The 26,392-nt window shown below is 45.6% G+C and carries 21 protein-coding genes and 4 tRNA genes; 6 read left to right on the top strand and 19 right to left on the bottom strand.

All coding sequences use genetic code 11. The annotated features are described in order from the left end of the window. The first annotated feature begins 358 nt into the window (after positions 1-358). From hemC to hemY, 4 genes are read left to right on the top strand one after another with little or no spacing between them, the layout of a single operon-like run. On the top strand, positions 359-1,300 hold the full coding sequence (hemC, locus tag H8A87_RS12675) for a hydroxymethylbilane synthase (RefSeq protein ID WP_198690320.1): 942 nt from the start codon (positions 359-361) through the stop codon (positions 1,298-1,300). Next, entirely contained in the window at positions 1,297-2,037 is a 741-nt protein-coding gene (gene hemD, locus H8A87_RS12670) for a uroporphyrinogen-III synthase (RefSeq protein ID WP_198690319.1), read from the top strand. The genes hemC and hemD overlap by 4 nt, the downstream gene beginning before the upstream one ends. Positions 2,038-2,057: 20 nt before the next feature. After that, positions 2,058-3,281, top strand: coding sequence for a uroporphyrinogen-III C-methyltransferase (hemX, locus tag H8A87_RS12665; RefSeq protein WP_198690318.1), 1,224 nt, complete (start codon positions 2,058-2,060; stop codon positions 3,279-3,281). A gap of 2 nt (positions 3,282-3,283) precedes the next feature. Further along, a complete protein-coding gene (gene hemY, locus H8A87_RS12660) occupies positions 3,284-4,489 on the top strand; it encodes a protoheme IX biogenesis protein HemY (RefSeq protein WP_198690317.1) in 1,206 nt (401 codons plus the stop codon). A gap of 707 nt (positions 4,490-5,196) precedes the next feature. On the opposite strand, the gene H8A87_RS12655 is transcribed toward hemY, so the two are convergent. The 19 genes from H8A87_RS12655 to trxA form a co-directional block, all read right to left on the bottom strand. After that, a tRNA-Pro gene (locus tag H8A87_RS12655) sits at positions 5,197-5,273 on the bottom strand. A 28-nt stretch (positions 5,274-5,301) separates the two neighbouring features. Then, a tRNA-Leu gene (locus tag H8A87_RS12650) sits at positions 5,302-5,388 on the bottom strand. A gap of 16 nt (positions 5,389-5,404) precedes the next feature. Next, positions 5,405-5,480 (bottom strand) — tRNA-His (locus H8A87_RS12645). Positions 5,481-5,567: 87 nt separating this feature from the next. Then, positions 5,568-5,644, bottom strand: a tRNA-Arg gene (locus H8A87_RS12640). A gap of 159 nt (positions 5,645-5,803) precedes the next feature. Then, a complete protein-coding gene (gene thrP / locus H8A87_RS12635) occupies positions 5,804-7,189 on the bottom strand; it encodes a bifunctional threonine/serine APC transporter ThrP (RefSeq protein ID WP_198690316.1) in 1,386 nt (461 codons plus the stop codon). Between the two features lie 428 nt (positions 7,190-7,617). After that, complete coding sequence (gene wecG, locus H8A87_RS12630) at positions 7,618-8,355, bottom strand: lipopolysaccharide N-acetylmannosaminouronosyltransferase (protein WP_198690315.1); 738 nt, start codon at positions 8,353-8,355, stop codon at positions 7,618-7,620. Further along, positions 8,342-9,784, bottom strand: coding sequence for an ECA oligosaccharide polymerase (gene wzyE / locus H8A87_RS12625; protein WP_198690314.1), 1,443 nt, complete (start codon positions 9,782-9,784; stop codon positions 8,342-8,344). Before wzyE ends, wecG begins: the two co-directional genes overlap by 14 nt. After that, positions 9,781-10,863, bottom strand: coding sequence for a TDP-N-acetylfucosamine:lipid II N-acetylfucosaminyltransferase (locus H8A87_RS12620; RefSeq protein WP_198690313.1), 1,083 nt, complete (start codon positions 10,861-10,863; stop codon positions 9,781-9,783). The genes wzyE and H8A87_RS12620 overlap by 4 nt, the downstream gene beginning before the upstream one ends. Further along, positions 10,860-12,128 carry a lipid III flippase WzxE gene (gene wzxE, locus H8A87_RS12615; protein WP_198690312.1) on the bottom strand — a complete coding sequence of 423 codons (1,269 nt, stop codon included), beginning with the start codon at positions 12,126-12,128 and terminating at the stop codon, positions 10,860-10,862. The genes H8A87_RS12620 and wzxE overlap by 4 nt, the downstream gene beginning before the upstream one ends. A 1-nt stretch (position 12,129) precedes the next feature. Beyond that, positions 12,130-13,260, bottom strand: coding sequence for a dTDP-4-amino-4,6-dideoxygalactose transaminase (gene rffA, locus H8A87_RS12610; RefSeq protein ID WP_198690340.1), 1,131 nt, complete (start codon positions 13,258-13,260; stop codon positions 12,130-12,132). Position 13,261: 1 nt separating this feature from the next. Further along, positions 13,262-13,999 carry a dTDP-4-amino-4,6-dideoxy-D-galactose acyltransferase gene (gene rffC, locus H8A87_RS12605; RefSeq protein WP_198690311.1) on the bottom strand — a complete coding sequence of 246 codons (738 nt, stop codon included), beginning with the start codon at positions 13,997-13,999 and terminating at the stop codon, positions 13,262-13,264. Then, entirely contained in the window at positions 13,977-14,858 is an 882-nt protein-coding gene (rfbA, locus tag H8A87_RS12600) for a glucose-1-phosphate thymidylyltransferase RfbA (RefSeq protein ID WP_198690310.1), read from the bottom strand. The genes rffC and rfbA overlap by 23 nt, the downstream gene beginning before the upstream one ends. Before the next feature lie 18 nt (positions 14,859-14,876). Beyond that, positions 14,877-15,947 (bottom strand): dTDP-glucose 4,6-dehydratase, encoded by a 1,071-nt coding sequence (gene rffG / locus H8A87_RS12595; protein WP_198690309.1) that lies wholly within the window; start codon positions 15,945-15,947, stop codon positions 14,877-14,879. Continuing rightward, positions 15,944-17,206, bottom strand: a complete 1,263-nt coding sequence (gene wecC / locus H8A87_RS12590) for a UDP-N-acetyl-D-mannosamine dehydrogenase (protein WP_198690308.1) — start codon at positions 17,204-17,206, stop codon at positions 15,944-15,946. Before wecC ends, rffG begins: the two co-directional genes overlap by 4 nt. Further along, positions 17,203-18,333, bottom strand: coding sequence for a non-hydrolyzing UDP-N-acetylglucosamine 2-epimerase (gene wecB / locus H8A87_RS12585; RefSeq protein ID WP_198690307.1), 1,131 nt, complete (start codon positions 18,331-18,333; stop codon positions 17,203-17,205). Before wecB ends, wecC begins: the two co-directional genes overlap by 4 nt. A 168-nt stretch (positions 18,334-18,501) precedes the next feature. Next, positions 18,502-19,572, bottom strand: coding sequence for an ECA polysaccharide chain length modulation protein (gene wzzE / locus H8A87_RS12580; RefSeq protein WP_198690306.1), 1,071 nt, complete (start codon positions 19,570-19,572; stop codon positions 18,502-18,504). 30 nt (positions 19,573-19,602) lie between these two features. Beyond that, the gene (gene wecA / locus H8A87_RS12575; protein ID WP_198690305.1) at positions 19,603-20,691 is read right to left on the bottom strand and encodes a UDP-N-acetylglucosamine--undecaprenyl-phosphate N-acetylglucosaminephosphotransferase; all 1,089 of its coding nucleotides are present in this window, start codon (positions 20,689-20,691) and stop codon (positions 19,603-19,605) included. A 351-nt stretch (positions 20,692-21,042) separates the two neighbouring features. Beyond that, positions 21,043-22,302, bottom strand: coding sequence for a transcription termination factor Rho (gene rho / locus H8A87_RS12570; protein WP_198690304.1), 1,260 nt, complete (start codon positions 22,300-22,302; stop codon positions 21,043-21,045). 792 nt (positions 22,303-23,094) lie between these two features. Next, a complete protein-coding gene (trxA, locus tag H8A87_RS12565) occupies positions 23,095-23,421 on the bottom strand; it encodes a thioredoxin TrxA (RefSeq protein ID WP_198690303.1) in 327 nt (108 codons plus the stop codon). Positions 23,422-23,540: 119 nt separating this feature from the next. On the opposite strand from trxA, the gene rhlB reads away from it, so the two are divergent. Beyond that, the gene (gene rhlB / locus H8A87_RS12560) at positions 23,541-24,824 is read left to right on the top strand and encodes an ATP-dependent RNA helicase RhlB (RefSeq protein ID WP_198690302.1); all 1,284 of its coding nucleotides are present in this window, start codon (positions 23,541-23,543) and stop codon (positions 24,822-24,824) included. A gap of 41 nt (positions 24,825-24,865) precedes the next feature. Further along, the gene (gppA, locus tag H8A87_RS12555; RefSeq protein WP_198690301.1) at positions 24,866-26,374 is read left to right on the top strand and encodes a guanosine-5'-triphosphate,3'-diphosphate diphosphatase; all 1,509 of its coding nucleotides are present in this window, start codon (positions 24,866-24,868) and stop codon (positions 26,372-26,374) included. The last annotated feature ends 18 nt before the right edge of the window (positions 26,375-26,392 follow it).

The raw sequence follows: 26,392 nt of genomic DNA, 5'->3' as shown, positions 1-26,392 counted from the left end.
ATTTTTCATATAGGGGATGTAACATATTGTAAAACATCAGGCTTCCATAAATATTTCATCTAATAATATTTTTTATTGCTAAATATCGCCCATTGCTTTTTACCATCCAACTAAACCCTAAATTTCAATTTGCTTTTAAATCAATCTTTTTGTTTATTTTCTCTATTTAAATAAAATATTATTTTAATATTTAAAATTATTTTTATCTAATAACCTGTATATTCATATACTATTTTGTTTTTCCCAGTATTTTCGTAACTGGAAAAAAAATCGTTGAGATGTTAAAACTGATACTATTTTCTCACTATTTAATGGCTAACTAGTGGCTAAAAGGCTGCTATATCCAACATAATTATCCATGACAATGAAAACCATTCGCATCGCTACTCGCCAAAGCCCATTAGCTATGTGGCAAGCACAATATGTTCAAAAACAACTGAAACACTTTCATCCAGAACTGAAAGTAGAGCTGGTTCCAATGGTCACCCGCGGCGATATTATCCTCGATACACCATTGGCAAAGGTGGGAGGCAAGGGGCTGTTTGTGAAAGAACTGGAGCTGGCCCTGCTTGAAAAACGAGCTGATATCGCCGTCCACTCCATGAAAGATGTCCCTGTTGAATTTCCTGACGGTTTAGGGTTGGTCACAATCTGCGAACGGGATGATCCACGGGATGCTTTTGTTTCAGTAGAATACGCCTCACTCGATGACCTGCCCACTGGCAGTGTTGTCGGTACGTCGAGTTTACGCCGTCAGTGCCAAATTCGTCAGCTACGTCCTGATCTTGTAATCCGTGATTTGCGCGGTAATGTCGGTACTCGTCTGAGCAAGCTCGATAACGGAGATTATGATGCCATTATCCTTGCAACTGCGGGGCTGAAAAGGCTTGGGCTTGAAGAGCGCATTCGTATGCCATTGGCACCGGAATTACTGCTACCAGCCGTCGGTCAAGGTGCGGTAGGCATTGAATGTCGACTCGATGATCAGCAAACTCATGAGCTACTGGCTCCCTTGAACCACGCCAGAACAGAAATCTGCGTTCTTGCTGAACGCGCCATGAATACCCGCCTTGAGGGAGGCTGTCAGGTGCCAATTGGTAGTTATGCCATCTGGCAAGAAGATAATATCTGGCTGCGTGCGTTAGTCGGCGCTCCTGATGGCAAGGTTATCGTGCGTGGTGAAAGAGTGGTATCACCAGAAGAGGCTCGTCAAGCTGGTGTGGAATTGGCGGAGGAATTATTGGAAAAAGGCGCGCGCCAGATTCTGGCTAACGTATACCAGAGGAACCCACCTGAATGAACATTTTGATCACCCGCCCTGCCCCCGCAGGAGAGGAATTGGTCAGGCGACTGAATGCTGTTGGAAAAACAGCCTTCAGCGCACCACTCATCGAAATAAACCCGGGGGCAGGTTTGCCATTGTTGTCACAAAAGCTGCAATGGCTGTCTGCGGGGGATCTGGTTTTCCTGTTATCAAAAAACGCCGTTCATTATGCCAATGAACTGCTTATTAAAAAGGGTCTGTCATGGCCTGATAAGCTATCTTATTATGGTATTGGCAAATCAACTTCCCTCATGTTTCATCAACAAACTGGGCTGGAGATCTTCTGGTCTGAGCAAGGTGAAACCAGTGAGGATCTACTGCAACTCCCCGCTCTACAGCAGATGGGCAATAAAAAGATTTTATTGCTCCGGGGCAATGGTGGACGTGAAGTTATTGCTTCAACGCTAAGGATGCGGGGAGGAGAAGTGGATTACTGTGAATGTTATTCACGACAGCCAGTCAAATACCATGCAGCTGATTTCAGTCGTCACTGGCAGCAATGTGGTATAAAAACCATCGTTGTAACAAGTGGCGAAATGCTGCAACTGTTATATAACTTAGTGACTGATAACGATGGAAAAGCGTGGTTATTGGGTTGCTGCCTGATAGTGGTCAGCGAGCGCCTTGCCAAGATCGCCCAGACATTAGGCTGGCAAGTGATAAAAGTAGCCAAGAGTGCAGATAATGACGCCTTAATGCAGGCGCTGGAATAAACCAATATGGGATGTCCATTATGACGGAACAAAAGCAATCCACCGATGCGGTTGAGACAAAACACCCTCAGCAGCCTGAAACGGCTCCCCATAAACCCAAACGCTATGGTTGGGTGGGCAATACTCTCTCAATCGCCATTTCTCTGGCAATAGGCGTTGGTGGTCTTTACATTTATTATCACAGTAAACAGCAGAATGTGGCATTAAACGCCGAAAATCTCGCTCTTCAGCAACAAATTACTTCTCTGGCACAACAGCAGTCTGCTGATCAACAAGATTTTGACACCAAACTCCAAGAGTTAAAGACTTCCTTGCAACAAGCCAGCTCACAAAACCAGCAGCTCGGTGACCGCATGGAAGAGCTTCAAACCCGTGTTTCAGCACTGTCAAATACGGATATTGAAAACTGGCGACTGGCACAGGCAAGCTCCCTCGTTAAGATGGCTGGCCGCAAAATATGGAGTGAGCAGGATATCACCACAGCCATCGCCTTGCTGAAAGATGCCGACCATAACCTAGCTGAGATGGATGATCCCAGCCTGGTCTATGCCCGCACAGCTATCATGACAGATATCGATTCTCTGACAAAAATCAAACAGATTGATTTAGAAGGTATTATTCTGACCCTGAATCAGCTATCAAACCAAGTCGATAACTTACGTTTGGTAGACAAAGTAGAACAAGCCGCGCCAATGGAGAAGAACAATCGTGAAATCACAGCTTCACTCTCTGACTGGCGTAGAAACCTGAGCAGTAGCTGGCACAGCTTTATGGATAATTTCATTACTATCTCCCCACGTGATAGCAACAAAGAACCACTGTTGGCTCCTAATCAAGACATTTACCTGCGCGAAAACATCCGTTCCAAGTTGCTGATTGCCGCACAGGCGGTTCCCCGCCGTCAGAATGAAATTTACCAAAAAGCATTGGAACCCGTTGGAAGTTGGGTAAGGACTTATTTTGATACCTCCAGCCCAGATACAGAAGCCTTTTTAGCGGATGTTGACTCACTGGAAAAGCGACCGCTTTCTATCGATGTTCCTGAACAACTGAGCAGCCAGTCAATACTGACAGATTTGGTGCGTAAGCGTATCTACAATTTACCGCATTCTGTACAATCCCAAACCGAATCTCAATTTAAGTCTCAACAAGAAACTAAGCCAGAAATCCAGCCAGAAACGCAATCACAGCCAACCCCAGCAGAAACATCCGGTCAGGCAAAAACATCCGTTGAGGAGAGCTGAGTATGCTAAAAGTATTACTGCTGTTCATTATCCTCATTGTGGGCGTGGTACTTGGCCCCGTGCTATCCGGGCATCAAGGATACGTTTTGATCCAGACGGACAGTGACAATATCATCACCAGCATTACTGCCCTGGTGATCATGTTCCTCCTGTTACAATTCTTGCTGATTTTTATCGGTTGGTGTTATCGCCGGTTAAAACGTACCAGCACATTCACTCATAGCTGGATCTTTGGTGGATACAAACGCAGCCGGGCTCGCTCACAAACCAAACAGGCGCTGCTCAAACTCGCCGAAGGGGATTTCAAGCAAGTTGAGCGTTTAATGACCCGCAATGTTGATCATGCTGAGTACCCTGTCGTGAACTATTTGCTGGCAGCAGAAGCCGCCCAGCAGCGCGGTGATTATTTCCGTACCAACCAGTATATTGAACGTGCCGCAGAAGTTGCAGATAAGGATCAGCTCCCCGTTGACATTACCCGTGTACGTATCCAGCTGGCGCAAGGCGAAGTTCACGCGGCACGCAATGGTGTGGATAAACTGTTAAATCATGCTCCTCGCCATCCTGAGGTATTACGGCTGGCTGAACAGGCTTACTCTCTTTCAGGTGCTTATCAATCCCTGATTGATATCTTGCCTTCAATGATGAAGAGCGATCTGCATGGTGAAGAAGAGATCCTTAAATTGCGACAGCAAGCCTATATCGGGTTAATGAATCAAGTTATGGCAGGAAAAGGCAGCACGGGCCTGAAAGTATGGTGGAAAGACCAAAGCCGTAAGGTTCGCCACGATATCGTGCTACAAATCGCTCTGGCCGAGCATTTGATTGAATGCAATGAGCACGAAACTGCCCAGCAAATCATTCTGAATGGATTAAAACAGCAATATGACGAACGTCTCCTGCTATTAATTCCACATATTAAAACAAGTGATTCCGAAGCCGTACAAAAAACTCTCACTCATCTGTTAAAACAACATGGTGCAACACCATTGCTCAACAGTACCCTGGGGCAGGTTGCCTTGCGTCATGGTGAATGGGCCAGTGCCGAAATGGCATTTAAGGCAGCTCTTGCGCAGCGGCCAGATGCCCATGATTACGCATGGCTTGCCGATGCACTCGATAGATTGCAGAAACGCGAAGAAGCCGCCCAGACCCGCAGCCAAGGTTTTATGCTGACTCTGAAACGTGAGAGTAATACAGAAGAGTAAGACATTTCTTATTAGACCCAGATTGACGATTCAGAGACTATTGGATCGTTAATCTGGGGACATCATGCAAACTTCAAGATAAAAAAAACACCTATCAAAAAAGACAGGTGCATAAATACAATCAGGTCTACAGACGGATAGTGCCTCACTCAACGTTGTGTCCGGTTTGTGATGAAAAGACAGTGATACTTACTCATCTATAACGTGGACCATAGGCACCGACAATCAGCTCTACATCATCCCGAGGTTTATGAAGTCATATGCTGTCATAAGGAGTGGGATGAGTATCTACGATTTTTAATAATGCATTTTGCGTGCCAACTTTTCCCATCAGGATAATTTATCCTTATCCAAGGTATTACGGACTTTCCATAATAGGTATTCGGGCTTTCACTAAAAATCATCAAAAATACCGTCTCTCATTTGAGACGCACTTCAAGCAGTTTACATATAGACAATGAAAATCAAAGAGTTACATGTCTCCAATTTGAGACATTCAATAGTATGGTTTGTCGTTGAAATACAATTCTAATCTAAAAATAGCTTTTAAAACATGTGGTTAATAAACTAATAAAAGTCATGATATTCAATTTCACGCAAGAGAATCACAAAGAAATCAAAGAGAAGTAAAAGGGAAAACAAAACGTTTTTTAGTGGCAGGAAAATAGAAAGAAAAAGCCCCGCAATAGCGGGGCTTTTTCAGAATTTGGTCGGCGAGAGAGGATTCGAACCTCCGACCCACTGGTCCCAAACCAGTTGCGCTACCAAGCTGCGCTACTCGCCGAAACATATCTTTTAAATCTCTTTTTTTATGGTGCGAAGGGGGGGACTTGAACCCCCACGTCCGTAAGAACACTAACACCTGAAGCTAGCGCGTCTACCAATTCCGCCACCCTCGCGTTTCATAAAAAAAGATGGGGTGGCTAACGAGACTCGAACTCGCGACGACTGGAATCACAATCCAGGGCTCTACCAACTGAGCTATAGCCACCATAACAGCTGTCTTTTTATATACTGCTTTTGCTACTTAAAACGTTGACCACGATAACTCATTGTCACTGCTCTTGCACGCTTTAAATGGCGCGCCCGACAGGATTCGAACCTGAGACCTCTGCCTCCGGAGGGCAGCGCTCTATCCAGCTGAGCTACGGGCGCTTAACGCCGTTGCGGTGGAGGATAGTACGGATTTAATGTCGTACTGTCCAGTGCTTTTTTAAAAGAAATGATGCGTTTGATTACGCTTCACTCACTTAGCTGATAAAGACAGCACATTTCCACCGCAACCTCATCGCAACTCGCTTTATTGATTACGAATTAATCCGACAAATTGTTTTGATTTTTCCTACAAATAAATTTCATCAGCCAATAAATTGATGACACGATCAGCAAAAATGTTCCCCCTACCATCAGAGAGAAGCGCGTATCTGGGTTAATCGCCATCCCGACTAATACAAAACACAGGAAAATCAATGTCAGATAATTGACATAAGGGAACAGGATCGATTTAAACCGATGCTGTTTTAAGGCTTCCTCATTATGCTTACGAAAACGCAACTGACTCACCAGAATCACAAACCACGGCACCATACCAGGCAATACGCTGGCACTATAAACGTAAACGAATACTGACTGTGGATTTGGGATCAGATAATTCAGGCTAGAGCCGGCAATCAAACAGCCAATGGTGATCGCTATACATCTCACCGGCACACCGTTTTTCGATAATTTCAACAGTGAAGCAGGCAACTGACGGTTTTGCGCCAAGGCATACAGCATTCTGCCACCGCTGTACATTCCACTGTTACAGCCAGAAAGTGCAGCAGTCAGCACGACAAAGTTAATCACTGCGGCCGCAGAAGCAATACCAACCTTAGCAAAGGTCATCACAAATGGACTGCCATACGAGCCAACTTCTGTCCACGGGAACAGCGTAACGACAATGAAAATGGCACCGACATAGAAAATCAGGATGCGCCACAGAATATTGTTGATCGCTTTCTTAAGGGTAACCTGTGGGTTTTTCGCTTCACCAGCGGTGATGCCAACCAATTCGACTCCCTGATAGGATGCAACAACAATACAGAGGGCAAATAAAAAGCCTTTCCAACCACCAGAGAAAAAACCACCATGTGAGGTCAGGTTATCCAAACCAATGGGTTGCCAATCATTACCCAAACCGAAAAAAATCAAACCGATGCCAATCAGGATCATCACAATAATCGTAGTGACTTTGATCATGGCAAACCAAAATTCCAACTCACCGTACAGCCGCACAGCCGCCAAATTCGCTAAGGCAACCAACCCGACCGCCACCAGCGCAGAAATCCACTGGGGCAATTCAGGGAACCAGAACTCGGAATAAACGCCGATGGCGGTGATCTCTGAAATCCCTACGGAAACCCACATGAACCAGTAGCCCCATGCTGTCAGGCACCCCCAATAAGGGCTGAGGTATTTATGTCCAAAAGCAGCGAATGAGCCCGTAACGGGTTCAAGAAATAGCATTTCCCCCATCGATCTCATGATGAAAAAAACAAAAATCCCAGCAATAATGTAAGCCAGCAAAACAGAAGGACCGGCCCATTTCAAGGTACTTGCTGAACCCATGAACAACCCTACGCCGATTGTGCCACCTAGCGCAATCAGCTCAATATGACGTGCCTCAAGTCCCCTTTGCAGGCTCTGTTTTGAATCATTCATAAAACTCCCTATCCACTTTTATGATGTCTATATTTGCAAACAGAAAAAATACAGGAATTAATAATCAATCGTTGTAAAAAAAGGCTGGGATCAAAACACGTTTTGCCAGTCAGTGAAATAAAAAATTATAAAATTGAGTCAACGCCTGTGTTGTTTGGCGTCGCAGTTGAAGAGAACAACATCAATAATGACTATTTTTTGATCATTCAACAAGACGGTTATTTCACGTTTTTGCCAAATGAGTCGACCAATGAAATTGACTACACAACGTCAGTTACATCGTGAATGGATGGCTGATCCAGATTACCGCACTGCATATGAATAACGCATAACCAATGCAGCAGGTTTATGACCTTCAGCTTTCAAGTTGCAGCTTAGATGACCACAACTTGAAATTTATTGGGATAGATAACAAAAAAATTGTCAGGCTAGAGCTTGCCACCGTAATAATAACCAAGGAACCTTAATAGCTTGATCTGCCTACGGATTCGGCTTGGCTGAGATAGCAGGCGGTACAACCACTCCAAACCTAGATTTTGCCAGATTTTCGGGGCACGTTTGATATGTCCGGTAAAGACGTCATAAGTTCCCCCGACGCCCATATACAGCGCATCTGGGTGTATCTTGCGACAATCACGCATGAAGATTTCCTGTTTAGGCGATCCCATTGCCACCGTAACAATCGCTGCACCGCAGGTATGAATGTGCTCAAACACCGCATCACGCGTTTCCGGTGTAAAATAACCGTCCTGACTGCCCACGATGTTGACGTTCCACTGGGTACGCAATTTGTTCTCTGTCTGTGCCAAAACGTCGGGTTTTCCGCCTACCAGAAAGACTGTCGTACCTTCACGACCCGCTCGTTCCATCACAGATTCCCACAAATCCGCCCCCGCAATACGTGATACATCTGCATCAGAGTATTTACGGCGAATGGCACGCACGATGCTAATACCATCTGCATATAAATATTCCGCCTCATCCAGCAACATATTCAATGCATTGTCTTTTTCTGCCGTGAGGACCTTTTCTGCGTTAATCGCGACCAGCGTACCTGTTTTTACCTGCCCATCTTGAAAAAGATGATCAAGAAAATGCGACATACCACGAAACCCCCAGATATTAAGGCCACGAATGCGGTATTTGGGAATGTTATTCAACGCCATTTTTCTTCCTTACGTCCAAAATAACAGATGTTTTTTGCGATGCAGCCAAATTACTGACGACAAACTCTCGAATCAGCCCTGCGCTTTCAAACAGCCAATACAGTAATTTCGCCACAACCAGACATAGGCCAAAGACAATACAAAAGAATACGACTCGAGAAACAAAGGAATCCACACCTTCACGGGCAAGGACAATCATGTTAAAAATTGCACCAAAACAGAAAGCCTGCAAAATCGCTGCCTTATAGCGATTAGTTTCCTGTTTTCCCGCTTCATAGATCCAATCAAACCATTTGATGATAAAACCAACAGCAATCGCGCCCAGAGGGATAAAAAATACGCCGCCCATGACCACAAGCGACCCAATCAATGTTGGTGAGATCGCAAGGCCAGAGTGATTATTCAGCACATCCCACGTAAAGTAGTTAGCTGTATTCCAGACCAGACCAGGTCTCTCCGGCCATAGCCAACTAGGAATAAAGACATAAAAATCACGGATAATCGGTGCTAGCCCCTGAAAATCTATTTTACTGTAGTTATCCAGCAACAGAGCTAAGTTTTCCCACGGCGAGAACGTATCCCTCGTGAGATACAGAAACGTATAAAACGCTTCTGCACCGCTTACATCCAAGCTGTAGCGCTTCAACGCCAGCCAGAACATACCGACAATTCCCATAATGCCCGCTGCAAACAGCATCCACAACGTGATCCAACCACGGACAATACCAATAAACAGAAACAGCGCAAACGCAATGATAATGTTAGCTCGTGTTCCTCCAACGATCACATAAGTTAAAATACCAAATGCTACTGTCGCCACCAAGAACCACAACCAGCGGGCTTTAGTCGGTTTCAGGAAAAATACCACCAACATGGCAGGGATAAAAAAATAAAAGAATCGCTTGAGCGCCACGCCGGAAACCTGGCTGGAAAATATCTGACTATAGGACTGTAATTTAAACAGTAAGAAACCATTCTGCATAAAGAATGAACCCAACGTAACGATAGCAATGCCAGCGAGCAACAGCCACGTCAGATTGGTTTCCACCCGATTCATGGTGAACAGGGGATTGCACGATGAAGCAACCAATGATGTTTCAGGTTCTATATGATTGCTGCGTGTTTTATAGCTAATTCGTGTTTTATAATTAAGCCGCGTTTTATAAGCCACATAGTAAATGGCGTAAAAACAGCCAGATGCCAACATCGCATGCAACAGCGAATCCACTGGCACTACCTGCACATAAAACTGGAACACCAACATGCTGGTCAACGGGAAGCCAAAGTAGAACGTCAGCAAATACAGCAATGAGAAAAAGACATTAAAATTAAAGCGGACACGCCGAAATTCTTGATACGTCAAGGTCAGGATAAAAACCAATGAGATCACATAAACGACAAATAGCCCACCGAATTGTGCCAAGGTCATTGATACTCTCCAGATGCAGCCGATAGGGCGGCTTTCCACCCCTCAATGAAATTGGGCTCAAAAAAGACAATCGCCTTTTTATCAAGGGACAGCATCTGGCGCTGTGCTTCCTGCACCCAGTGTTTATTCAGTTCATCGCCATCAAACAGAACAGGAACATGCTGTTCCAGCAAATCATGCCAAAATGGATTTTGGCGGCTCAGAACAAACGGAATACCAAATTGAATCAACAAACAGAGTGTTCCAATACCCTGCTGGCGATTGAAAATGAAATAGCCCAAATCGCATTGGCGCACCAATGACAAATATTCGTCGAACGCCAGTTTATCTTTCAAGATACTGACGTTTTGCGCTGGAAACAGGGATAATGCGGTTTGCTCTGCACGCTGGATATAGGCTTGGTTATTACCGGGATAACCCATTGGCATAATCACCCGCGCCTCATCACCAAACTGGCAGTGGATCTTATGCAATGCTTCAATATGGCGGTTAGATTGATCGCCTGAATTTCCCAGCAAGATGGTGATCCCTTCCGGTGAACATGTTTTCTCCATTACCGTCAGTGTAGGATCCATACGGGTTGGGAAATAGAGCAATGATGATGGCACATAAGGCTTGGACTGGCCAAAATATTGGAGATCGCCGTGCGTGGCAAAAATATGCCCCACCCGCTTTTGTGCCAAGCGACGAAGCAGATAGAACAAACGGAATTTCAGTTGGCGGGATTCTTCATATAAATCAGCCCCCCACGCATGCCACCAAAATTGATGTTGCTTGATTTTGCCCACGAATAAAGCCAACCACAAAGCAGCATTAAACTGCCCGTGGAAAAAGAAACGGGTTGTTCTATTTGCCTGCGCTTTTTCGATCACGGCCCGTGATAGGTCAGCCTTGCTGTCATAAACCAAGATCGTCAAGTCAGGATAATTCGATAGCCATGTGTGGTTTTTGGACACCACCATAAAACACGGTTTGGCCGGAAAATTGATCTCCTGCGCCAAGACGTCATTAAAGAAACGCAGTAACGTTTGATTGTGATGCGGGATATCCGATCCCAGAACGTGAATTAGGGTTGTCATGCTCGCCTGCGGTAAATAATAAATACGCTACAACAAAGAATGAAATAAACAATGTAAGTTGCCATATATGACTGAGCCGCCCCCAATGCCCCATTTTCCGGTATCAACCAATGGGAGAAACCGGTCAGCAGAAGGAACTGACTGACTTCAGTCAATACATAAAAACGCAGTGCAGCTTTCGCTATCACCAGATAACCAAAAACATAAGCGCCAACTTTCAACACGTCGCCCACTAACTGCCATGCGAATAAACCCCGCATGGCGATAAATTTGTCTGAAAATAGCAACCAAATGACGAAATCACGCAACAGCCAGACTGAGAAACTGGCGGCAGCTACGGCAGGTAAGACAAATTTCAGCGCTTTCACAATTTCGCTGGTAATTTCTTGCTTACTCTCCAAACGGGAGAGTGTTGGCAACAGATAGACAGTGAAAGAAGCAGTGATAAATTGTAAATAGGCATCCGAAATGCTGCTTACTCCCAGCCAAATTCCAACCTCTTCCCAGCTATAACGCTCTGCCAGCAGGTTTCGCATCATGACATAAGCGACTGGCAACGTAATAGAGGTCAGCAGGGCCATAAGGGTGAATTTTCCCAAATGGCTGGCAATCGCGCGATCCCACGTAGGTTTCAAAACAGAAAATGGTTTCAAGGCCGAAAATGTAATGACCTTGCGATGCAAAATGATCACCCCCGCCGGGAAGACCACCAAAGCGGGCACCAAAGCCAACCCTGCTAATGCCCCTTCATAGCCCCCCAACCAGTAACAGAGGCCATAGGCAATTACGCCTACTAAGCTACCCAGAATAATCGCCAGTGCATTTCCTTGAGCATCCCTGAATCCTTTCAATATAGCCAGAAAATAGTTGGCATAAGCGATTCCCATTTGAATAAATGCGAGCGCCTGCACAACAGTTTTGTAATGGTTGTGACCAAACAAGCCAATACTGATGACATCACTGAACAAGAGGAAAATGACCGCCAGCAGAGTCGAAGAACCCAGAATAATCGAAGACGATGTGCCCAACACGGCCCTGAGTCTTTCCGGTTGCTGATAATTTTCCGCCACGTATTTGGTGACGCCGTTAAAAATGCCCGCACCAGACAGTACGCCCAATACAGTAATAAGTTGACGAAAGTTGCCTGCTTGCCCAACACCCGTTGGGCCAAAAGACACCGCCAGCAGTTTAATCACCAGCAGTCCCACACCGATTTTGATCAGTGTGGAACCCGCCGTCCAGACAGAAGCTTTGGCAAGTGACATATCAGGCGAAAAATTCCTTGATACGGTTGATGACGACTTGCTGCTCTTCGTCAGTGATGTTGTAGAACATTGGCAAACGAACTAAACGGTCGCTTTCACGGGTCGTAAAACGATCTTCACCGTGGAAACGGCCACATTTCTCACCCGCGGGACTAGTATGCAACGCCACGTAATGGAATACGCTCAGAATACCGTTTTCTTTCATGTAACTATTGAATGAGCTGCGTTCTTCCACATCTTTTAGCTTGATATAGAACATGTGGGCGTTATGTTCCAAGCCTTCTGGAACCGTTGGCAAGGTCAGGAGTCCAACATCTGCCAACGGTTTCAGTGCTTGATTGTAGTTATTCCACAGGGCCAGACGGCGCTGGTTGATTTCCTCAGCAATTTCCAGTTGCCCCCACAGGTAAGCTGCTTGCAGGTCAGACATCAAATAGCTAGAGCCGATATCACGCCAAGTGTATTTATCCACTTGCCCACGGAAAAATTGGCTGCGGTTGGTGCCTTTTTCACGAATGATTTCAGCACGGGCGATCATGGACTTATCATTGATTAATGTCGCTCCACCTTCACCACCGGCTGAGTAGTTTTTGGTTTCATGAAAGCTGAAACAACCAATATGCCCAATCGTGCCCAGTGCGCGACCTTTATAGGTAGACATAACGCCTTGTGCCGCATCTTCCACTACATACAGGTTATACTTTTCCGCCAGTGCCATGATGGTATCCATTTCACAGGCCACGCCCGCATAATGTACCGGCGCGATGGCGCGGGTTTTCTCTGTAATGGCAGCTTCAATTTGGGTTTCATCAATGTTCATGGTATCAGGACGAATATCCACGAACACAATGGTTGCCCCACGCAGGACAAAGGCATTGGAAGTCGAGACAAAGGTATAGCTCGGCATGATAACTTCATCACCCGGCTGGATATCCAGCAAAATGGCTGCCATTTCCAGTGAAGCCGTACAGGATGGTGTCAACAACACCTTCGGACAGTTAAAACGCTGTTCCATCCATGTTTCACAACGTTTGGTGAATTCGCCATCGCCACACAATTTACCACTGGCCATCGCCTGTTTCATATATTCTAGTTCAGTGCCGACTACCGGTGGTTTGTTAAATGGAATCATTTCATCCTCTGTATAACCAATATGCGGTGCTTTCAATGATGGCACCACGACGTGTATAAAGACGCAAGGCAGAGATGTTGCTGATTTGTGTTGCCACTCTCAGCCGATATATCTGGTGATGCAGACACCACTGCTGCGCCGCCGACATTAATTTTTTTCCAATTCCTTGATGGGGATTACCCGGTACGGCAGCCAATAATCCAATGCGTGCTTCATGGCTACCGATATCTCTTAGGGTAACAAAACCCATCATTTGACCGTGTTCATCATTGATAAGCAGGCATTCGTGGTCAAACGTGCCCAAAACCGCTTTTTCGACCCAAGTCGCATAGAATCGACCACTGTCATCCGGCTGATACCACGGCGCACGGAAGCGACTGGACGTAAATACACGAGCCGCAACCGCCTTCAATGCGGGTATATCTTGTGCTTTTGCAGAAATCAGTTTTGGTTCCGCATCTTGTCCCGTATGAGTACCAGTGATATCTCCAGCCCCAATCGATAACAGTAAATCCGCCTCGCCTTCCACCAGAGAAAATCCCAGGGCGGACAGACCATCAATGATGGCCGTTTGCTGGGCAGGAACCTTTGCTTGTACCAATGCGAACTCGTCCAGTAGGTCAGACGTCAGCGCTGCCGCTTCTGGAGAGGCTTCCTGTAATAAATGCAGGCGAGCAGTGGACAAACCAAAAAACTGGCTATCCCAAACCAGTGGTTCAAGGTTGGCGTGAATAGACATTGAGCAAATCCATTAAATATTTGCCGTAACCCGTTTTTGCCAAGTCTACAGCAGCCGTTTTTACCTGCTCAACACTCAGCCAGCCATTGCGCCATGCTATCTCTTCCAGACAGGCAATTTTGAAACCTTGCCGTTTTTCGACGGTCTGAACAAAGGTGCTGGCTTCAATCAGGCTGTCATGAGTGCCCGTATCCAACCACGCAAACCCACGCCCTAATAATTCGACGTTCAATTCGCCACACTCCAGATACATCTGGTTAATGCTGGTGATTTCCAGTTCGCCGCGGGCAGAAGGTTTCACTTGTTTGGCAAAATCCACCACTTTGTTGTCGTAAAAATAGAGCCCAGTCACCGCCCAGTTGGATTTAGGCTGAACGGGTTTTTCTTCAATGGAAAGCACTCGATATTGTTCATCAAATTCCACGACGCCAAACCGTTCTGGATCCATCACTTGATAACCAAATACGGTAGCGCCTGTTTCGCGGGCAACCACACTTTGCAATTTCGGACTAAACGCCTGACCAAAAAAGATATTATCGCCAAGCACCAGACAGCAGGCATCATTGCCAATAAACTCTTCGCCAAGCAAAAATGCCTGTGCCAAGCCGTCTGGAGAAGGCTGTTCTGCGTAGCTCAGATGGATGCCAAATTGTTCGCCATTACCCAGTAGCCGTTTAAAAGCGGGTAAATCTTCCGGTGTAGAGATAATCAGGATATCGCGTATTCCCGACAGCATTAAAACTGACAGAGGATAGTAGATCATCGGCTTGTCATAAATGGGCAATAACTGTTTTGATACGCCACGCGTTATTGGATACAAACGGGTGCCAGAACCCCCTGCCAGTATAATTCCTTTCATGTGCTCCCCCTGACGGGCTTATTCATTTCCCAGTCCAAGACGTTCCCCTGCATAAGATCCATCTTGAACCCTGCGCCACCAATTCTCGTTTTCCAGATACCATTGCACGGTCTTGCGAATACCGGATTCGAATGTTTCCTGTGGTGTCCAATTCAATTCACGCTCGATTTTCGCCGCATCAATCGCGTAACGCAAATCATGCCCTGGGCGATCTGTCACATAAGTAATCAGATCACGGTAATTCTCAACACCCACAGGTTTTTCAGGTCGGAACTCTTCCAGCAACTCACAAATCGTTTCCACAACATCGATATTTTTGCGCTCGTTATGCCCACCGATGTTATAGGTTTCACCGGATTCTGCCTTGGTAACGACCAAATGCAACGCTCGTGCATGGTCTTCCACATACAACCAGTCACGGATTTGCTCTCCCTTGCCATAGACCGGCAGTGGCTTGCCTGCCAGCGCATTGAGGATCATCAATGGGATCAGTTTTTCCGGGAAATGATAAGGCCCATAGTTATTGGAACAATTGGTGATCACAGTCGGTAATCCATAGGTACGGCGCCATGCCCTGACCAGATGATCACTGGAAGCCTTCGAGGCCGAGTAAGGGCTGCTCGGTGCGTAAGGAGTGGTTTCAGTGAAGAAACCGTCTTCGCCGTGCAAGTCACCATAGACTTCATCTGTTGAGATATGATGGAAACGGAATGTCGCCTGCTTTTCCTGATCCAGCTGCTGCCAAAATGCACGGGCCGATTCCAACAAAGTATAAGTACCCATGATATTGGTTTCGATAAAAGCCGCAGGCCCATCAATGGAACGATCAACGTGGCTTTCTGCCGCCAGATGCATGACCGCATCCGGTTGATATTGTTGGAATACAAGATCCAAGGCGTCACGCTGGCAGATATCGACCTGCTCAAACGCATAGCGGGGGTGATTGGCAACCAGAGACAGTGATTCAAGATTACCGGCGTAAGTCAGGCTATCCACGATGACAACGCTGTCTTCAGTCTGGTTGATAATGTGGCGAACAACCGCAGAACCGATGAAGCCTGCGCCACCTGTGATAAGAATTCGTTTCAACGCCAAACTCCTTTTGTATCAACAACCCATTTTTGTTTTATTGCATCACCATTAATGGCTTTAAACTGGCTGTGATCCACCAGCAACAATACAACGTCAGCCTCTTCCAATGCCTGTTTCACATCCATCAATTCCACCAAACTTTTCAGTGAATTGGGCAGTTCATGCACGTTTGGCTCAACAGCGAAGGTTTGCCCTGCATGCCACTGTGCAACCATTTTTGTAATATGAACAGCTGGACTTTCGCGCAAATCATCAATGTTTGGTTTGAAAGCCAGTCCAAAACAGGCAATTTTAACCTCATTCGCCCGTTTACCACTCTCTGCCAAACAATCCGCCACTGCGGCCTTCACTTGATCAACCACCCACAGTGGCTTGCCATCATTCACCAAACGCGCAGTATGAATCAGACGGGATTGTTCAGGATTCTGGGATACGATAAACCACGGATCGACTGCAATACAGTGCCCCCCCACACCTGGGCCGGGTTGCAGGATATTTACACGTGGATGGCGATTTGCCAGACTGATCAATTCCCATACATTGATATTCTGTTCGGCACAGATCAGGGAAAGTTCGTTAGCGAAGGCGATATTGACATCACGGAAACTGTTTTCAGTGAGTTTGCACATTTCCGCCGTTTTAGCATTAGTGATAACACATTCACCTTCAAGGAAAATGTTGTACAGCTCACTTGCCCTGCGGGATGATTTGGCTGTCATGCCACCCACGACGCGATCATTTTTGATCAATTCCACCATGACTTGACCCGGTAAAACACGTTCAGGGCAATAGGCGATATCAATGTCTGAATTTTCACCTGTCTGTTGTGGGAATGAGAGGTCAGGGCGTGCCACAGCCAACCACTCTGCCATCTGTTCTGTCGCGCCAACGGGCGAGGTGGATTCCAAAATGATCAAATCACCTTTTTTCAAGACTGGCGCTATTGACTCCGCGGCAGAACGCACATAAACCATGTCTGGTTCATGATCTCCTTTGAAGGGAGTCGGTACGGCAATCAAAAAAGCATCCGCAGGTTGTGGAGTCGTCACCGCTTTCAAATAGCCGCCTTCAACCGCAACTTTCACCACTTTATCTAAATCAGGTTCGACGATATGAATCGCGCCACGGTTAATCGTCTCTACCGCATGTTGATTGACATCTACACCAATGACCGTCTTTTTGCGGGAGGCGAATGCTGCTGCGGTAGGCAAGCCGATATAGCCAAGGCCAATAACAGAAATTGTTTCAAAACTCATAGAGTCACCTGATTTCTCTTCAATGCTTCAAGAATTCTCTGGCAAGCCTGACCATCACCGTAAGGGTTATGGGCATGGCTCATTTGTTGATAGGCGATGTCATCCGTCAACAGACGTGTCACTTCTGCAACGATAATCTGTGTTTCTGTTCCCACCAGTCGCACCGTACCTGCATCAACAGCTTCAGGTCGTTCGGTAGTATTGCGCATGACCAGAACTGGTTTTCCCAGAGAAGGGGCTTCTTCCTGAATGCCTCCTGAATCGGTCAAGATCATGTAGGCATGATTCATCAAATAGACGAATGGCAGGTAATCCTGTGGTTTGATAAGGATAACATTATCAATATCATGCAGAATACGCTTAACGGGTTCACTGACATTTGGGTTCAAATGAACAGGATAAACCACCTGAACGTCAGGATGTGTTTTGGCAATTTGCGCCAATGCTTCGCAAATGCGCTCAAATCCCTCGCCAAAGCTCTCACGACGGTGGCCGGTCACCAAAATCATTTTTTTATTCGAGTCAATGAAAGGATAAAGTTCAGCAAGCTGGCCATACATGGCTTCGTCATTCATGATGCGGTCACGTACCGACAGCAGAGCATCAATAACCGTATTGCCCGTAACAAAAATGCGGTTTCCAGCAATGGATTCTTTTAAGAGGTTATCTCGTGAATTTTCCGTCGGGGCAAAATGGTACATTGCCAAGTGCCCCGCGATTTTACGGTTGGCTTCTTCCGGCCACGGAGAATAAAGATCTCCCGTTCTCAACCCGGCTTCAATATGGCCTACCGGAATATGTTGATAAAATGCAGCCAGGCTGGTTGCCATCGTCGTCGTGGTATCACCATGCACTAACACCACATCCGGCTTGAATTCTTCCAATACAGGTTTCATACCTTGCAAGATCCGGCATGTAATATCCGTGAGATCCTGCCCTTTTTGCATGATATTGAGATCAAAATCTGGTGTTATCCCAAACAAGTGCAGCACCTGATCCAGCATCTCTCTATGCTGGGCAGTGACACACACTTTTGTGTCAAAGGCAGTATCCTTAGCCAATGCGTGTACCAATGGCGCCATTTTAATGGCTTCCGGCCGAGTACCAAACACAGTCAACACTTTCACAGTGGCTCTCTTATTTTTTCAATCATTGCCGATACTTCCACGAAAGGGTGTTAATCACCATTTCCATCTCTGTTTCCGATCTATCTATACGCATGCAGAATACAGGCTACCGGAAACAGTTATTAGCTTGCTATTACCCTGAAAAAACGATGAATTATTTACATGAAGTTATTCATATGAACTGGCGGAGCGTGGACGCCTTACCAAAGCAACCCCTGCACCAACCAACATGCCAATGGCCCCCCACATGATCATCATGAAAGCACGACGAGGGCTGTCTCGGTTAACAGGTTCTTCAGGTGTCCTGAGGTAGCGGTAAGTCTGGAAAGTGTCTTGCAAAGTTGGACCAACGTTCAATGTAGCCAGCATCGCCATATTTTGATCATAATCGATGCTGTAATTCGGTCCTGTCGCTTCCAAAGTTTCAATTTGGGCTTGCAGCAATGGCGTACCCAGCATAAACATTTTGGATTCAGGCAATTCTTCGATAGGAATGTTTGTCTGATTGCGGTGAATACCTTGTTTCTCAGCAACTTTCAATGACTGCTGCAAGACATTCAAATCGCGATTGTACATCGCTTTGGCCACCATCTCCTGACGTTTAACCAACGCTTTCATTGATTGGGTACGCGTTGCCCATGCACCTTTAATTTCATTGTTCAGGTGAGTATTCGCCCGTTGATTAGCAAACGCTATATATTTGCGCAGCAGTTGATTAGCATCAGTTGCTGTTTCTGCCGTCAATTTGATACTGTCATTGGGGGCTTTTTTATCATCACTCCGTGTGATCTGGGTATTGTTGATCAATTCTTCCAGCAACACAGCATCCGATTTGGTATTCCCTTCCCTGCGTTGTTTGTAATAATCAGAATGTAGCCAAAATTCACGACGGGTATCATACGCCGAGACCTGTATCATGAATTCTTTATATGCACCGTCTGGAATAGTCGGCAATTGTGCCTCTGGCGAGGCATTGATGTGGGTATCCAAATTACGCAAAAATTGTTGTTGCGAATAATAACTACCCAGATTATTGGTCGTCGGTAAATCCACAATAGCGGTTGCGCTCCACTTTTGCTGCATCAGATAAGATGCCCCCAGAGCGACGGCAGCGAAAATCATTGCCAGTGCGATAATCCATATCTTTCCACGCCACAGAGCATGACACAGTGCACGAATATCCAGCTCATGCTCTATAGCAGGTTGATCCTGTTTAGATTTCGTTTCTGAGTTTATCACTGCACAAAACCTCTTTGATAAGTCAATGTTTTAATGATGACTTGCTTCCCGACGCACACGACGTTTACACCGTTTAACAAAACGGGCTACCCGCCATGCTCGCTTGATGCAATAACCATACAACATAAATGCAAGCAAAAATAATGCCAACATCGCCCACTCAGGCACAAAACTTAACCGTTCTCCAATAATTCCAACTGATGCTAATAAAACTGCCGCCAAAGTAATCAAGATAAATGCCTGACGGGAAGTGAACCCCGCACGCATGATCAAATGATGAATGTGCTGACGATCTGGAGAAAACGGACTCATCCCCTTGCGCAATCGACGGTACATGATAGCAACCATGTCCATCAGTGGAATCGCAATGATCCACAATGCTGTCACAGGACTAATAGAGCTATTTTCCCCTTGAGTCGCTTCTGTTAGTAACCAGATAATAGTAAAGCCAATCAGGGTGCTTCCCGCATCGCCCATAAATACTTTGAAACGTTTTCCGAGTAATCCAAGATTGAGGAAGATATAAGGCAAGATCCCTGCAATAAACGTAAAACACCAAAATGCCAGTGCTGTATTGCCATTTTCGTACAGTAAAATCCCCAATGCACCGAAAGAGACACAAGATAGCCCACCCAACAGGCCATCAATGCCATCCACCATATTGAAGGCGTTAATAGCGGCCCAAACAGCGAATAAGGTCACAACATAGCTGAATGGCCCCAGTGCCATTTCCCATGACCCGAAGGCATTCCCCAAGCTTTCAAGCTTAAGACCAGCGAAATACATCATGCTGATACCTACCAATGCCTGAATGGCTGCCCGAATCTTCACGCTGATATCAAAACGGTCGTCCAATGCACCGATAAAAACTAATATGCCTGCACAAGCCAAATATAACCATTTATGAGGTATAAACTCTTTTGTAATAACGAATGCAAAACAAACACCAAAAAAAACAGATATTCCACCAACCAAAGGGACTAAACCATGGTGGCGTTTACGATAGTTAGGCTTATCAACTAAACCGATCTTTTTTGCTACTTTGCGAGCCACAAACAAAAACGCGAATGAGAATATAAATACGTAAAAAATTTCGATACTCATGCTGGGAATATTCACAATAACAACTCTCTGTAAAAATAATGATGGGGCATCTATTATTTATTGACTTATGGATGTCCATTCAACACCGAATCCATAAGTTCCCTGTTAACAAAACAAGGCATCCTGACTTATAAAAATTAATCAAATGGATCATGCAAACTGTAGAGCGTGATCAATAATTATTTATTGAACAATTATAAAGTGTCCGTCTAGAAAACACGCATCTAATCATTCGAAAAACATGCAAAATATGTACCATTTCAGGCGAATAGGGTAAGTCACCGATAAAAAAAACGCCACAACAACGTGGCGCTTTGGCGAAATGACTACTTTTTTATTGTGAAACTATCCAATTTATTTGCAGAACTATGAACGTTTCATAAAGTCGAAGAATTCTTCGTTTGTTTTTGTCATAGCCAGTTTGTTGATAAGGAACTCCATCGCATCAATTTCACCCATCGGATGAATAATTTTACGTAGGATCCACATCTTCTGTAGCTCATCCTGTGTAGTGAGCAGCTCTTCTTTACGTGTCCCAGAACGGTTGTAATCAATAGCAGGGAAAACACGTTTTTCAGCAATCTTACGGGACAGGTGCAATTCCATATTACCTGTACCTTTAAATTCTTCGTAAATGACCTCATCCATCTTGGAACCGGTATCAACCAGCGCAGTCGCGATGATGGTCAGGCTACCGCCTTCTTCAACGTTACGTGCAGCACCAAAGAAACGTTTTGGACGATGCAATGCATTCGCATCCACACCACCAGTCAATACTTTACCGGAAGCAGGTACTACGGTGTTATATGCACGAGCCAGACGAGTAATGGAATCCAGCAGGATAATAACGTCTTTCTTGTGTTCAACCAGACGCTTCGCTTTTTCGATGACCATTTCAGCCACTTGGACGTGACGAGAAGCGGGTTCATCAAAGGTTGAAGCAATCACTTCACCTTTTACCAGACGCTGCATTTCGGTCACTTCTTCTGGACGCTCGTCGATCAGCAGTACCATCAGAACACAGTCTGGGTGGTTGTGAGCGATGTTAGCTGCAATATTTTGCAGCAGCATGGTTTTACCCGCTTTTGGCGGAGCAACAATCAGACCACGCTGACCACGACCAATCGGAGCTGCCAGATCCAGAACACGAGCAGTCAAATCCTCAGTAGAACCATTACCACGTTCCATGCGCAAACGGCTGTTGGCATGAAGTGGAGTCAGGTTTTCAAACAGGATTTTACTGCGGGCGTTTTCAGGTTTGTCAAAGTTAACTTCATTAACTTTCAGCAGGGCAAAATAGCGTTCACCTTCTTTTGGTGGGCGGATTTTCCCTGAAATGGTATCACCGGTACGGAGGTTAAAGCGGCGGATTTGACTAGGAGAAACGTAGATATCATCGGGACCTGCAAGGTAGGAACTGTCTGCGGAGCGGAGGAAACCAAATCCATCCTGTAATATCTCCAGCACACCATCTCCGAAAATATCCTCTCCGCTTTTCGCATGCTGTTTGAGAATAGAGAAAATGATGTCTTGCTTACGCATACGAGCCAGATTTTCCAGCCCCATATTTTCGCCGAGAGTAATCAACTCAGATACCGGCGTATTCTTTAATTCGGTAAGATTCATAATGGTGGGTTCTTTAACTCGGGGTATATCTCGAACTATGAACGTGAATGGTATGGCAGCGTTATCGATGCCTGTTTATTTGTACCAGAAACGAATAAATCCTTCTAACATATTAAATTATATTACAAGGCAATGGCTTGAAGTACTCAGATTGATTTCAAAATAAAGCTGACAAACTGTCAAAACACGACTGAGATAATAAAGAAAAGTGGTTAATTTCAATATAGGAACTATCTCAGCGTAAGCATTATCTCGGTGTGAGCACTGTTTATAACTATCTATATGTTATCTAGATGTCATAACAATCAATATGTTATAACTATTTATAATGTGAACACTATTATAAGGCTATAGCAGTGGACACTATTTCAGCATGTACGCTGTCTTAATGGACGCTATACCTAGAAAAGGCTCAACATAAAAATGTCTAGCATAAAAACACCTTGCTTAAAGATGTTCAGCATCGGGACGCTATCAGCGTACTAAGCTATATACTGAATGCCTCGTATATAGGCTCAGAAACTTTACCAAATGCGATATGCTATCAGATACTTCAGGTGATCCAGAAATAACAGATTTATCAGACACTACAGATTGTTTAGTATGCAACATGCTTAATGTCAACTCTTTACATCAATAAACCTTTATATCGAATAAAGAATTCACTTATCCAATGCTTCATACAAGCACGTAGTCGCTAACTTACCATGCTTCGTAGCGGACGTCTAGCGGTCAATGGGATAAATCACTCTACACGCTAAACGCCCGTAATTACTGTGACCTGACTCTAAATTAGAGGTGTTGTTCCAAAAACTCTTTCAGCTGAGTTTTTGACAAAGCGCCCACTTTTGTCGCGACCTTCTCACCGTCTTTAAACAAAATCAGTGTTGGAATACCACGAATACCGAATTTTGGTGCTGTTTCAGTATTATCATCAACGTTTAGCTTAACGACAGTCAGCTTTCCTGCATATTCTTCGGCAATTTCATCCAGAATAGGGGCAATCATTTTGCAAGGACCGCACCATTCAGCCCAAAAATCAACGAGGACTGGGCCTTCTGCTTTCAATACATCGTTTTCAAAACCAGCATCAGTAAGATGGGTAATATTCTCACTCATTTTTTTGCTCCAAAAGTAAAATCTTTTACAGTGTCAGTGTACATTAACTAGCATAAGCTGTCTTTATTTCAGCGGATACACTTTCTTAAAGCAATAGTTAGCTGATATTCTACCACACTATGAGCAAAACACATTTGACAGAAAAGAAGTTTTCCGACTTCGCATTGCACCCCAAAGTCCTAGAAGCCCTTGATAAAAAGGGGTTCTCCAACTGCACGCCGATACAGGCGCTAACATTGCCTTTCACTGTCGAAGGCCGAGATGTTGCGGGACAAGCACAAACCGGAACAGGCAAGACGCTGGCATTTCTCACGTCTACTTTCAATTACTTATTGACCAATCCCGCTGCGAAGGAGCGTAAAACCAATCAGCCAAGAGCGCTGCTCATGGCTCCCACTCGCGAATTAGCTGTCCAGATTTACTCTGACGCAGAAGAACTGGCAGAAGCCACTGGGTTGAAAATGGGTCTTGCCTACGGTGGCGATGGCTATGATAAGCAACTTAAGGTGCTGGAATCTGGCGTCGATATCGTGATTGGTACAACAGGCCGTTTGATCGATTACACAAAACAGGGACATGTCAATCTCAGTGCCATTCAAGTTGTCGTGCTCGATGAAGCAGACCGCATGTACGACTTGGGTTTTATCAAAGACATCCGCTGGCTGTTCCGTCGGATCCCTGCGGCTACAGAAAGAATGAATTTGCTGTTTTCCGCCACTCTGTCTTACCGGGTGCGTGAACTGGCCTTCGAACAGATGAATAATCCTGAGTATGTGGAAGTGGAGCCCCTGCAAAAAACAGGACACCGTATTCAGGAAGAACTGTTTTATCCTTCCAATGAAGAAAAAATGCGTCTGCTACAGACCTTGCTGGAAGAAGAATGGCCTGATCGCTGCATCATATTTGCCAATACCAAACACCGCTGTGAAGATATTTGGGCTCATTTGGCTGCTGATGGGCATCGTGTCGGTCTACTGACCGGTGATGTTGCACAGAAAAAACGTCTGCGTATTCTGGAAGAGTTCACTCAGGGAAATCTGGATATACTGGTCGCCACTGATGTTGCCGCTCGTGGGCTGCATATTCCATCTGTGACGCATGTATTTAACTATGATCTACCGGATGACTGTGAAGATTATGTCCACCGGATTGGCCGAACTGGCCGTGCCGGAGAAAGTGGTCATTCTATCAGCTTGGCATGCGAAGAGTATGCGCTGAACTTGCCTGCTATTGAAGAATATATCCAGCATCAGGTACCTGTCAGCAAATATAACAGTGATGCGTTATTGAAAGATTTGCCAGTACCTAAACGTCGTAACCGCGCCCGTTCGGGGGGACATCCACGGCGCACCAATATGCCGCGCCGTGGCAATACAACGCGCAACCGTAAACACCCAGGCTAAAGTGACTCGATGCTGAAATAATACATGCTGGAATAAACATTATGCTGAGTTCTTCTTCGCTCTATGCCGCTATCGATTTAGGCTCAAACAGTTTCCATATGCTGGTTGTCCGTGAAGTATCCGGCAGTATTCAAGTAGTCACCCGCCTCAAACGCAAGGTCAGGCTGGCCACTGGGTTGGATAAAAATAACCATTTATCACAACAGGCAATGGAACGGGGATGGCAATGCCTCCGACTCTTTTCCGAATACTTGCAGGATATTCCTGCCACGCAGATCCATGTTGTTGCTACAGCAACTTTGCGGCTTGCAGCAAATTCGGCTGAATTTATCGGGAAGGCCTCAGAAATATTGAGCAACCCAGTAAATATCATCAGTGGTGAAGAAGAGGCTCGGCTGATTTATCAAGGTGTTGCTCACACCACTGGTGGGCCTGAAAAGAGGCTTGTCGTGGATATTGGTGGTGCCAGTACAGAGCTAGTAACAGGCACCGGAGCCAAAGCCAATCAGCTATTCAGCCTTGAAATGGGCTGTGTCACTTGGCTGGAGCGCTATTTCAATGATCGCAGTCTGACAGAAGAAAACTTTGCCAAAGCAGAATCTGCCGCCCATGATATTCTCAGTTCGGTCACCCCTACACTGCTTGAGCAGGGCTGGCAAATTTGCGTAGGCGCTTCCGGCACGGTACAGGCTTTGCAGGAAATCATGATCGCTCAAGGCATGGATGAGCGGATCACACTGTCTAAGCTTCAACAACTTAAGCATCAAGCGATTGAGCGCGGTAAGCTGGAAGAGCTAGAAATCGATGGGCTGACACTGGAACGGGCACTGGTTTTTCCAAGTGGATTGGCAATCTTAATAGCCATTTTTCAAGCATTGAACATCGAAAGCATGACACTGGCAGGGGGGGCATTACGTGAAGGTCTGGTTTACGGGATGCTGAATTTACCGGTTGAACAAGATATTCGCGCAAGAACCCTACTTAATATTCAGCATCGCTTTCAACTGGATATTGAGCAGGCACAGCGTGTCAGGCAATTGGCCAAATATTTTTGCCAGCAAATTGCCAAGCCATGGGCGTTGGATGACCGTTGCCGAGAATTATTGACCAGTGCATGTTTACTCCACGAAATAGGCCTGTTCATTGATTTTCGTCAGGGTCCAGCGCACTCCGCTTATCTGATCAACCATTTGGAACTGCCCGGTTATACCCCCGCCCAAAAACGTCTGCTGGCTACCCTGTTGAAAAATCAAAGCGGCCCTGTGGAGTTAGCATCACTCAGTCAGCAAAATGCCTTACCATCGTTGCAAGCCCAACGGTTATGTCGCTTATTACGTCTCGCGATTATTTTCGCCAGCCGCCGACGGGATGAAACGTTGCCTGCTTTACGGTTACAGGTGGAAAATGAAACTCTCATTATTACCTTGCCTTACCAATGGCAGATACAGCACCCACTCAGGGCTGAAGCATTGCAGCAGGAAATGAAGTGGCAGAGTTATATCCAATGGTCGTTGTTCCTTGAAGAGCAAAATAATTCTCGTCTAGGCTGACCCTTTACTTTGTACCCA

Source organism: Xenorhabdus lircayensis (assembly GCF_016306625.1).
GTDB lineage: Bacteria > Pseudomonadota > Gammaproteobacteria > Enterobacterales > Enterobacteriaceae > Xenorhabdus > Xenorhabdus lircayensis.
Note: the sequence above shows the minus strand (reverse complement) of the source record. Positions and strands in the feature narration are given on the sequence as shown.